This is a genomic window from Streptomyces sp. ID05-39B, from assembly GCF_033794725.1.
In the GTDB taxonomy this organism is placed as follows: Bacteria; Actinomycetota; Actinomycetes; order Streptomycetales; family Streptomycetaceae; genus Streptomyces; species Streptomyces bobili.
Genome location: NZ_JARGEF010000281.1, coordinates 1 through 9,771 on the forward strand (window position 1 = coordinate 1; position 9,771 = coordinate 9,771).

The 9,771-nt window shown below is 74.8% G+C and carries 9 protein-coding genes and 1 pseudogene; 3 read left to right on the forward strand and 7 right to left on the reverse strand.

Annotated elements, in window-relative coordinates; translation table 11 throughout:
• The 7 genes and pseudogenes from P1P75_RS35935 to P1P75_RS35965 form a co-directional block, all read right to left on the reverse strand.
• Positions 1-662: glycosyltransferase (locus P1P75_RS35935; protein WP_319263403.1), on the reverse strand; the 662-nt coding region annotated here is incomplete at its 3' end.
• Positions 659-1,399: a polysaccharide deacetylase family protein gene (locus P1P75_RS35940; RefSeq protein ID WP_319263404.1), complete on the reverse strand. Its 741-nt coding sequence runs from the start codon at positions 1,397-1,399 to the stop codon at positions 659-661. The genes P1P75_RS35940 and P1P75_RS35935, both read right to left, overlap by 4 nt.
• Positions 1,383-3,212: a lipid II flippase MurJ gene (locus P1P75_RS35945; RefSeq protein ID WP_319263406.1), complete on the reverse strand. Its 1,830-nt coding sequence runs from the start codon at positions 3,210-3,212 to the stop codon at positions 1,383-1,385. The genes P1P75_RS35940 and P1P75_RS35945 overlap by 17 nt, the downstream gene beginning before the upstream one ends.
• Positions 3,209-4,585: an O-antigen ligase family protein gene (locus tag P1P75_RS35950; protein WP_319263407.1), complete on the reverse strand. Its 1,377-nt coding sequence runs from the start codon at positions 4,583-4,585 to the stop codon at positions 3,209-3,211. The genes P1P75_RS35945 and P1P75_RS35950 overlap by 4 nt, the downstream gene beginning before the upstream one ends.
• Before the next feature lie 9 nt (positions 4,586-4,594).
• A complete protein-coding gene (locus P1P75_RS35955) occupies positions 4,595-6,019 on the reverse strand; it encodes an exopolysaccharide biosynthesis polyprenyl glycosylphosphotransferase (protein ID WP_319263409.1) in 1,425 nt (474 codons plus the stop codon).
• Positions 6,016-7,206, reverse strand: a complete 1,191-nt coding sequence (locus tag P1P75_RS35960) for a glycosyltransferase (RefSeq protein ID WP_319263411.1) — start codon at positions 7,204-7,206, stop codon at positions 6,016-6,018. Before P1P75_RS35960 ends, P1P75_RS35955 begins: the two co-directional genes overlap by 4 nt.
• Positions 7,207-7,258: 52 nt before the next feature.
• Positions 7,259-7,609 (reverse strand): annotated as a pseudogene (locus tag P1P75_RS35965) (DUF3344 domain-containing protein); the annotation flags it as partial.
• A 397-nt stretch (positions 7,610-8,006) separates the two neighbouring features.
• On the opposite strand from P1P75_RS35965, the gene P1P75_RS35970 reads away from it, so the two are divergent.
• The 3 genes from P1P75_RS35970 (at position 8,007) to P1P75_RS35980 (ending at position 9,694) form a co-directional block, all read left to right on the forward strand.
• Entirely contained in the window at positions 8,007-8,246 is a 240-nt protein-coding gene (locus tag P1P75_RS35970; RefSeq protein ID WP_086771960.1) for a chaplin, read from the forward strand.
• 248 nt (positions 8,247-8,494) lie between these two features.
• Positions 8,495-9,238, forward strand: a complete 744-nt coding sequence (locus P1P75_RS35975; protein ID WP_319263413.1) for a hypothetical protein — start codon at positions 8,495-8,497, stop codon at positions 9,236-9,238.
• Positions 9,239-9,406: 168 nt separating this feature from the next.
• Positions 9,407-9,694 (forward strand): hypothetical protein, encoded by a 288-nt coding sequence (locus tag P1P75_RS35980; RefSeq protein WP_319263415.1) that lies wholly within the window; start codon positions 9,407-9,409, stop codon positions 9,692-9,694.
• Positions 9,695-9,771 lie beyond the last annotated feature (77 nt).

A 9,771-nucleotide genomic window follows, 5' to 3' on the forward strand; every position in this document is an offset into this window, starting at 1 on the left:
TGGTCGGCGGGGAGTCCGGCGAGGGCGGTGATCAGGACGTCGAAGCGTTTGCCCGGGTGGAGGCGGCCGATACCGCCGATGACCCGGGCGTGGTCGGGCAGGCCGAGGCGGCGGCGGGTGCGGTGGCGCCGGACGGGGTCGAAGGCGAAGCGGACCAGGTCGATGCCGTTGGGGACGACCTGGATCCGGCCTGCCGGGACACCCCAGCGTCGCAGGCGTTCGGCGACCGTGGGGGAGACGGCGACGGTGGCGCGCCCCAGCCGTTCGCCGGCCAGGTACAGGGCGCGGACGGCCGGGGTGAGCGGGCGGCCCTCCATCTGCGAGTCGCCCAGGGAGTGTTCGGTGGCGACGACGGCGCGCACCCCCGCGAGGCGCGCGGCGAGGCGTCCGTAGAGGCAGGCGCGGTACAGGTGGGTGTGGACGAGGTCGTACCGGCCGGAGCGGATGATGCGGACCAGGCGGGGCAGGGCGCCCAGGTCGCGGTTGCCTGCCATGCCGAGGTGGACGACGCGCACCCCGTCCGCGGTCAGACCGTCGGCCACCGGTCCCGGGTTGGTGAGTGTCACGACGTCGCAGTCGGCGGGCAGATGCCGCAGCAGCAGCCGCAGTTGCTGCTCGGCACCGCCGACGCCGAGGCCCGTGATGATGTGCAGCGCCCTCATCGCAGGCCTGCCACGGGACGGCGGCGCAGCCGGTGCAGCCGGTGTTTGAGGTACAGCCGGGCGGCGGTGTCGTTCTGCCCGATGTGGATGCGGGGCAGGGCGTGCGGGCCGGTGAGCGGGCCGGGGTCGATCGCGCAGGCGTACGCGTATCCGGCGTCCCGTACGGCGTCCACGGCGCGCCGGTCGACCGTCCCGTACGGGTAGCAGAAGCCCGCGACGTCGGTGCCGAGCAGGTCGGAGAGGGCGGCGCGGCTGCCGGCGGTCTCGGCCTTCAGGGTGGCGTCGTCCGCCGTGGTGAGGTCGAGGTGGGTCAGGCCGTGCGAGCCGATCTCGACGCCCTCGGCGGCGGCCTCGCGGATGCCGTCGGCGCGGAGCAGCGGTCTGCGCGGGCCGAGCGGGTCCCAGGCGTTGTCGCCGCCGAGCCGGCCGGGCAGCACGAAGAGGGTCGCGGTGCAGCCGTGCCGGCGCAGCACGGGCAGGGCGGCGGTGAGGAAGTCGGCGTAGCCGTCGTCGAAGGTCAGGCCGGCCAGGTCGCGGCCCTCGCCCCGCGCGCGGGCGGCGAGCAGTTCGGCCAGCGAGACGCCCCGCAGGCCCTGCCCGGCCAGCCAGGCAAGCTGCCGGTCCAGCCGTTCGGGCGTGACCGTGATGCGGTACGGATCGTCGGAGCAGTCGCCCACGGAGTGGTACATCGCCACCCAGGGGACGGGGCCGGTTGCGGCGTCAACGGGAAGGGACATACGGCAGCCTTCGGGTCGCGGAACGTACGGATCGGAGTGCGGAGGCGATGCCCTGGGCGCCCAGCGCCCAGCCGAGCAGGACGAAAACGGCGGTCACGGTGAGCGTCCCGGCGGCCAGCCCCGCCGCGGGCTCGCCGAAACGGCTCCCGACGATGGCGCCCGCCGGGGCCGCGATCAGGGCCGCGCCCACCGGACGGCTCAACTCGCGCAGCACGCTCGGCACATGGAGCGGCACACAGCGCGGCACGCGGTGCGCGCCCCGCCGGGGTGCCGTCCCGGCCGGGCCGCCCGTGGCGCCGGCCAGCAGCACCAGGGCGGTGACGGTGATGCCGGCCGCGTTGGCGGCGGCGATGCCGTACACCCCCCAGGGCGTCACGCACAGCGCGCCCAGCCAGGAGGTCACGACGATCCCGACGGCCATCGCGCCGGCCGGGTACCAGGAGGCGCGGCCCGTCGAGAAGTAGGAGCGGGCCAGCACCCCGACCAGGGTCTGGCCGAGCAGCCCGAGCGCGTACACCCGCATCACGCCCGCCGTCGCCACGGTGTCCCGCCCGGTGAACGCGCCCCGCTGGAAGAAGAGTTCGATCATCTGTGGAGCGCAGGCCACCACCGCGGCCGTGCCGAGCAGCACCACGCACGCGGCCAGCGCCAGGTCCCGCTGCACCCGGTCGCGGGCCCGCTCGGTGTCGCCCTCGGCCAGCGCCCGCGCGACCACCGGGAAGGTGACCGTGCACACCATCAGCGAAAGGATCATCGGCATCTGCGCGACCTTCTGCGCGTAGTTCAGATGCGAGATCGCCCCCGACGGCAACTGCGAGGCGAGGAACCGCTCGACCAGGACCTGCGACTGGCGGCACAGCGCGAACAGCAGCACGGTCGCCACGATCGCCCCGCCCAGCGGCCGAGGCTCCTCCGCCACCCCGGCAGCCTGCGCGCCACGCTTACGCAACTGACCCCACAGCGAAGGCAGTTGTACGGCTACCATCAGGCACCCGCCGACCGCGACCCCGACCGCCGCCGACCGCACCCCCCAGCGCTCGCCGAGCACGAACATCCCGGTCACGATGCCCGTGTTGTACGCCACGTAGATCGCCGCCGGTGCCACGAACCGCCGGTGCGCGCGCAGGGCCGCGCTGCAGTACCCGGCGAGCCCGAAGCTCACCACGCAGGTCGCGGTGAGCCGGGTGCAGTCGATGGCCAACGCGGGGTCGGGCAGCCCGGGGGCGAGGGCCCCGACCACCTGGGAGGCGAGGGCCGCGACGAGGACGCCCACCGCGACGAACGCCAGCGACAGCCGCGGCAGCGTCCCGGCGACCAGGGCGCGGACCGGGTCGCCGCCGGCCCCCCGGGCGCGCCGGGCCAGGGCCATGCTGAACGCCGGGATCAGCGCGAACGCCAGCCCGTCCTCGATGAGCAGGGTGGCCGCGAACTCGGGCACCGTCCACGCGACGAGGAAGGCGTCCGTGTCCCGCCCCGCCCCGAACAGCCGGGCCAGCGCCTGATCGCGGACCAGCCCGAGCAGCGACCCGGCGACCGACAGGACGGCGGTGATCAGGGCGGCACGGGCGAGGAACCCTCCGGAGGCCGGGGGCGGTTCGGGCGGGGGTGGTTCGGACACGGGTGGTTCGGACAGGGGTGGTTCGGGTGAACCCGCGGGCGCGCTCCCGAGCACCTTCCCGAGCGCCTTCCGGGGCCGCTTCTCGTGCCGCTTCCCGTGCCGTCCGGCCGGCCGCGCCGGCCCTACGACCGTGACGTCCACGTCACTGCCCGCGTCGCCGTCCGCCCGCGGAGTCCGGGAAGGCGTCACCGTCATCGCCCGAGCGCCTCCTCGCGCCCACCGCTCCCGAGAGCCCGCGCACGCCCGGCCGGGCCCGCCGGCTCCTCGCCGCCGGGAACCTCCTCCGCCCCGACCAGCGCCCACCAGGCGGCGAGACCCAGCACCACCGCGGTCAGCACCGTCGAGGGCCCGCCGATGTCGGCGTACAGGAAGTCGGTGAGCTGCCAGACGAGGAGGCCGCAGGCGACGAGGGCGCAGTCGAGGCCGGGTGCCCGGTCCCGGTGGGCGCGCAACAGCCCGCGCAGCGCGCACACCAGCAGCGCCAGCCAGCTGCCGGCCAGCGCGAGCAGCCCGATCAGGCCCTGTTCGCCCAGGACCAGCAGGTACATGTTGTGCGGGGACAGCAGCGGCTGCTTGCGGTATCCGGCGCCGGCGCCCTCGGTGTCGCTGCCGGCCGACAGGGCCAGCGAGGCGTGCGCGTCCCGGTGCTCGGAGAAACCCTTCAACCCGACGCCGGTCAGCGGCTGTTCGCGCCACATGCCGGCCGCCGCCGCCCACATCGTGTACCGGTCGGTGACCGACTGGTCGGGGGCGTCCGCGACCTGCGTGATGCTGCCGATGCGCTCCTGGAGCATCGCCGTACCGACGCCGAAGCCGCCGACCAGGACCACGCCCGCGGCGAGGACGACCGCGCCGGCCCTCACCGCCCGCCGCAGCCCGGCCAGCACCAGCTGCGCCGCACAGGTCACCGCCGTCGCGATCCACGCGCCCCGGCTGAAGGACAGCGCGAGCGGCAGCAGCAGGCCCAGCGCGCAGGCGGTGGCGATCGCCCGCTGCCGTACCGAGGACCGGCCCAGGGCCAGGCCGGCCGCGCAGACCAGCCCGAAGGACACGACCGTCGCCATGCCCATCACGTCCTGCGCGCCGAAGGTACCGACCGCCCGGATCTCCTCCCCCTGGTAGGAGGCGCCGGTCCCGGTGACGTACTGGTGCACGCCGACCGCACCCTGCCAGCCCGCGAGCACCACGAACGACCAGGCCAGCAGCCGGAAGTCGGAACGGTCGCGGATCAGCAGCAGTACCGCCGCCGGGACCAGGACGAACACCTGGAGGTAGCGGCCGAGGCCGCCGATGCCCGCGCCGGGCGAGGACGCCCCCATCGCGGCGAGCGCGAGCCCGGCCACCGGCAGCCCCAGCACCACGGCCGCCGTACGGGACAGGGGGCGCCGCCGTTGCCGCAGCAGCCGGACCGCGCAGAACAGCACGACGAGCGCGGAGAGCGCGTCGGCCGGTCCCGCTCCGCCCTCGCCACCGGGGGAGACCGGCAGCGCGAGCAGGGCCACCACGGCGACGACGGGCAGCACCGGCGACAGCGTCCGCAGACGGGGCACGGGCAGGGCGAGGCTCATCGGACGGTTTCAGCTCCCGGTCGGTCGCACGAGGGCGGCCGCGGTGCGCAGCAGGATGCAGATGTCCTGCCACAGCGACCAGTTGTCGATGTAGGCGTTGTCGAAGCGGGCCCGGTCCTCGATGGAGGTGTCGCCGCGCAGCCCATGGATCTGGGCGAGACCGGTGATCCCGGTCCGCATCCGGTGCCGGGCCGCGTAACCGGGGTAGGTCTGGCTGAACTGGCCCACGAAGTAGGGGCGTTCGGGCCGCGGCCCGACCAGGCTCATATCGCCCCGCAGCACGTTCCACAGCTGGAGCAGCTCGTCCAGCGAGGTCTCCCGCAGAAGACGGCAGAACGGGCTCATCCGCACCTCGCCCGCCACGCTCCACCGGGTCGCGGACTCGTGCTCGTCGACCGGACGGTGGGTGCGGAACTTGAGCAGGGTGAACGGGCGCCCGTCCCTGCCGATGCGCTCCTGCCGGAACACCACGCCCGGCCCGCTGGTCAGCCGCAGCACCACCGCGAACACCAGCAGCAGGGGGCTGACCAGCAGCAGCAGCGTCCCGGACACCGCGATGTCCAGCAGCCGCTTGCCGAGCCCGCCACCGCGCCCGCTGCCCATGTCCAGCCGACGGCAGGCGAACCCGGCGAGCTGCTCACGGGTCGCGTACGACGGGGTGTCGGCGTCGACCTCCCACACCCTGCAGCCCGACTCGGCGAGCGCCCGCAGCAGCGGACCCTGCGCGGTGCGCACCGACGGGTGGACGCACAGCACCTCGCGGACGCCGTTCTGGATGAGGGCGCGCTGCACCTCCTGACCCGTGGTCAGCACCGGCAGCCCGTCGGCGCCGTCCGGGTGGCCGGCGTGTTCGGCGACGATGCCGATGGGCCGTACTCCGTAGCGGGGGTGGCGCAGCACGGCCGCGGCCACCCGCTGCGCGGTGGCCGCCGGACCGACGACGAGCGCGGCGCGCGGGCGGAGCAGCAGTGCCCGGCGGCGCCGCAGATGGACGGCTGCCCGTCCGGTGCAGGCGGTCAGGGCCTGCGCGGTGAACCCGAGCACCAGGATGCGCGCGGACAGAGCGTGCGCCGGGGCGTACGCCGCCACGAGCGCCCCCAGCGTGAGCCAGGCCACCGCGATCCGGCCGCAGACGGAGGGCAGTTCGTCCAGGACCCCGGCCACCGGCCGGGAGTGGTTCGGGCGCAGCAGCATGGTGACCGCCACCAGCGCGGCGACCAGCAGCGGGCGGCGCTGTGCTCCGGCCAGCGCCAGGGCGCCGGCCAGCGCGGCGAGACCGTCGGTCAGCAGCAGGGGCAGCGGCGAGACGGGCCGGATGGCGGGCCGCCGGGCCGGGAACCGGAATCCCGCTCCGCTCTCACGCCGCGGCAGGACCGAGACGTGGGCGAACCCGGGCTGTGCGCCGGGGGAGGGGACGGTGCTTTCCGCAGTCACGAGTGGATGGACTCCCTGCACTCGGTGGGCACGACCCGCGCCGGGTGACCGGCCGCGGACGGCTCCCGGCCGAGCAGGTCGCGGTACACGCCCGCGACCCGCTCGGCCGTGCGCCGCACGTCGTGCGTGGACAGGACGTAACGGCGCCCCTGATGGCCGAGGGACTCCCGCAGCAGCGGGTCGAGCAGCAGCTCCGTGACCGTTGTGGCCAGGGCGGCGGGGTCCTCGGGGGCGACCAGACAACGGGACGCGAGCGCGGCCGGCAGGCTCTCGCGGGCGCCGTCCACCTCGGTCACCACCACGGGCCGGCCGCAGGCCAGCGCCTCCAGCGGGGCCAGCGCCATGCCCTCCCAGCGCGAGGGCAGGACCACCAGGTCGGCGGCCTGGTACCAGGGCACGGCGTCGGCGACGGACCCCGCGAACAGCACGGACTCCGGGGCGCGGGAGCGCAGCGCGTCGTGGTCCGGGCCGTCGCCGACCAGCGCGAGCCGGGCGCCCGGCACCCGGGCAGCGACGGCGTCCCACGCCGCGAGCAGCACGTCCTGTCCCTTCTGCCGGCACAGCCGCCCCACGCACACCACGAGCGGGAGGGCAGGGTCGGTGCCCGGCAGCAGCGCGGCGCGCACGGTGTCGACGGGGGCCGGGTGCAAGCGCCGAGGGTCGATGCCGTTGGGGACGACCGTCCACCGTCCGGTGATCCCGGCCCGCTCCCCGGTCGCCCGCTCGGCCTCGCTCACACACACCAGTCGGTCGGCCCACCGCGCCCCGAACCGCTCCCACCGGAGGGCGAGAGCGGCGGTGGCCCCGCCGACCGCCTCGAACGACCAGGCGTGCGGCTGGAACACGGTCGGGATCCGCCCCCGTACGGCGAGCCGCCCGGCGAGCCCGGCCTTCGCGCTGTGCGCGTGCACCAGGTCGGGCCGCGCCGCGTCGAGCACCCGCCGGAGCCGCCGCACCTCTGCGGGCAGCGAGGGCCCCGGCGCCCGCGACGCCTCCCAACGCCGTACGTCCGCGCCCAGGGACCGCAGGTCCGCGGCGAGGGCGCTGTCGGGGCAGGCCACCATGACGTGCAGCCCGGCGGCGAGCTGGGCGCGCGCCAGGTCCGTCACGACGCGGGCGACGCCGCCGTCCACGGGTTGGGTGAGGTGCAGGACCCGCGGTCCGACGTCGGGTTCTGGCTGATGCATCGCGCGGTTTCCTCGCTCACGGGTGGCGCTCGGGGACGGGGCGGGAACGCGCCTACTGCTTCCGTGTGCCGACGGCGACGAAGAGCACGCCGGCCCACGCCGCGTCCCGCTGGGAAACGAGCCGGAAGGCCAGCTGGTCACCGCCGCGCCGCAAACCCGCTCGCAGATCGAACACACCGGAGTCGTGACCGAGCGTGTTGGCGTACGCCGGGACACGCGCCGCCGGAGCCGCCCCCGGCTCGCTGATCGTGGAGTTCAACACATCGTCAGATGGATTGACCGGCTCGGAGAGCGCCGAGACGCCCCGCGAGCCGGTCGAGAACGTGATCGAATCACCCGAACGGCCGCGGTCCCCGTCGTAGGCCACCAGCCCCGCCCTGCCGTCCGCACCGCGTGGGACGGGCACCCCGCGCAGCCGGGTGGGGGCGAGGCGCTCGGCCTCCGCGCCGGGCGGCGCCGGGGTGGCCAGGGCACCGCCGGCGGCCCGGAGGGAGGCGAGGGCGGGGACATCCACCGTCGCGCGGCGCAGCAGCGGACCCAGGGAGTGGCGCATGACCGGCGGGACCCTTTCGGAAAAGGTGCGATTTGCTGGCAATAGGGGTGCGGGGGACGGTCCGCAACTCTAGTCGCTATACGGATTAATGCGGAGAAGTCGGTCATGTGTGTCGGAATGGTGAAGCGTGATCCCTCGTCACTTCACCCCATTGGCGGCACAACCCCGGGCGGCGTCTCGCGTTGACACAGCGCCGGGCATCCCCGCCCGTGTGCATGTGTCACAAACCCCCAAGGAGCACCTCTCCATGTCGCGTATCGCGAAGGGCCTGGTCCTGACCTCCGTTGCCGCCGCGGCCGTCGCCGGCGCCTCCGGCATCGCCGCCGCCGACAGTGGCGCGAACGGCATCGCCGAGCACTCCCCGGGCGTCGTGTCCGGCAACGTCGTGCAGGTTCCCGTGCACGTCCCGGTCAACGTCTGCGGCAACACGATCAACGTGATCGGCCTGCTGAACCCGGCGTTCGGCAACACCTGCGTCAACGACTGACGTCACCCCGGTTCGAGGTCACGACGCGTTCGGCGTCCAACGGCCGCTCTTCCGCCAGGAGGGCGGCCGTTCCCGTTGCCCCGAACGGGGGGAGGGGGCCGCGACACGGCCCCCGGGCCTTGACCCGTCGTCCGACCAGGGGCGATGCCTCACCCGAAGTGGTCGCGGAGCATGATCTTCGTGTTGCGTGGGGTGAGGCACCCTCTCACGCTGGAGCTGCGTCCTGACGCATATCGAAAGGAACCTCCATGCGTGGTCTGCCCGTTCGGCGTACCGCTCTCACCGCCCTCTGCGCCACCCTCGTTCTCGGCATCGCCGCTCCCACCGCCCTGGCCGCCGACGGCGCAGCGACGCGCGAGCGCACCCATGCGGTGCCGAGCGCGCCCCTCACCGGCGCGGACGCGCTCCTCGCCCGTGCCAGGGTGCTCGACGAGGTCCAGCCGGGGCTCACCCCCGTCACGGACCTGCTCGACACCTCCCTCAGGTCCGGCGGGGACCGGATCGGTGCCGACCGGGCGAGACGCCTGGGCGCCGCCGCCGAGGAGGCCCTCACCGAGGTCACCAAGGCCGCCGCCCCGACCGGCACACCACCCAGCGCCGGCACCAGGGCGCAGAACCGGGCCGCCGACATCACGGACGACGTGCTCGCCGACGTGCACAAGCAGGTCGACGCCCTGCTCGCGGCGGCCGCCTCCGGTGACGTCGGCCAGATCCTCTCGTCGGCCACGAGCCTGGTGAACGGCCTGGCCGCCATGGTCACGTCCCTGGTGGACGGCCTGTCCCTGCCGGCCGTGGAGGACCTGCTGCCGGAGCTGCCCGCGCTGCCGGAAACCCCCGAACTGCCGACTACGCCCGAGCTGCCGGTGGAGACGCCCGAGCTGCCGGTGGAGGCTCCGGCTCTGCCGGCCACGACCCCGGAACTGCCGGTCACGCTGCCGGCCGTGGCGACGGAGCTGCCGCTCGCGCCGCCCGCGCCGGTTCCCGCCGGCTGACGGCGGGGCGCCTCTCCCTTTCCGCACCTCGGCGTTCGGGTGGGCCCCGCGCCGGGGTACGGAAAGCTTTTGCGCGCGGGGTTTCCGCCGTCGCCGGGGATCGTTAGGCACGGCGTCAGAATTCCCCCGGGTGACTCGCGTTGCCGAGTCGCCGAAGAAAGGAACCCGATGAAGTCCCTGAAGGCTGCCGCTGTCGTTGCCGGGTCCATGGTGATCGCCGGTGCCGCCGCACCCGCGTTCGCGACCCCCGCCGACCTCACGCCCTCCAGCCTCAACGGCGCTGTGAACACGCTCACCCAGGGGCCCCTCACCGCAGGTGACGTGATGCCCCTGCAGCACCAGTCGGACGCGCTCGACACGGAGAACAAGGACTCCGTGCTCAGCACCGTCAAGGGCGCGACGGCCGCCCTGAACACGCACAACCCGCTGCTCGGCGGACTGCCCCTCCAGGGCTGAGCCCGGCGCGCAGGTTCCCGGAGGGCCGGTCCCACGAGGTGGGGGACCGGCCCTCGGCGTGGAGGGGAGTGCGAGGG

What these genes read in the sequence shown, in the direction of transcription:
- P1P75_RS35940 (WP_319263404.1), bottom strand. Translation starts at nt 1,399, where the DNA reads ATGTCCCTTCCCGTTGACGCCGCAACCGGCCCCGTCCCCTGGGTGGCG.
- P1P75_RS35945 (WP_319263406.1), bottom strand. Translation starts at nt 3,212, where the DNA reads ATGACGGTGACGCCTTCCCGGACTCCGCGGGCGGACGGCGACGCGGGC.
- P1P75_RS35950 (WP_319263407.1), bottom strand. Translation starts at nt 4,585, where the DNA reads ATGAGCCTCGCCCTGCCCGTGCCCCGTCTGCGGACGCTGTCGCCGGTG.
- P1P75_RS35960 (WP_319263411.1), bottom strand. Translation starts at nt 7,206, where the DNA reads ATGCATCAGCCAGAACCCGACGTCGGACCGCGGGTCCTGCACCTCACC.
- P1P75_RS35970 (WP_086771960.1), top strand. Translation starts at nt 8,007, where the DNA reads ATGTCGCGTATCGCGAAGGGCCTGGTCCTGACCTCCGTTGCCGCCGCG.
- P1P75_RS35975 (WP_319263413.1), top strand. Translation starts at nt 8,495, where the DNA reads ATGCGTGGTCTGCCCGTTCGGCGTACCGCTCTCACCGCCCTCTGCGCC.
- P1P75_RS35980 (WP_319263415.1), top strand. Translation starts at nt 9,407, where the DNA reads ATGAAGTCCCTGAAGGCTGCCGCTGTCGTTGCCGGGTCCATGGTGATC.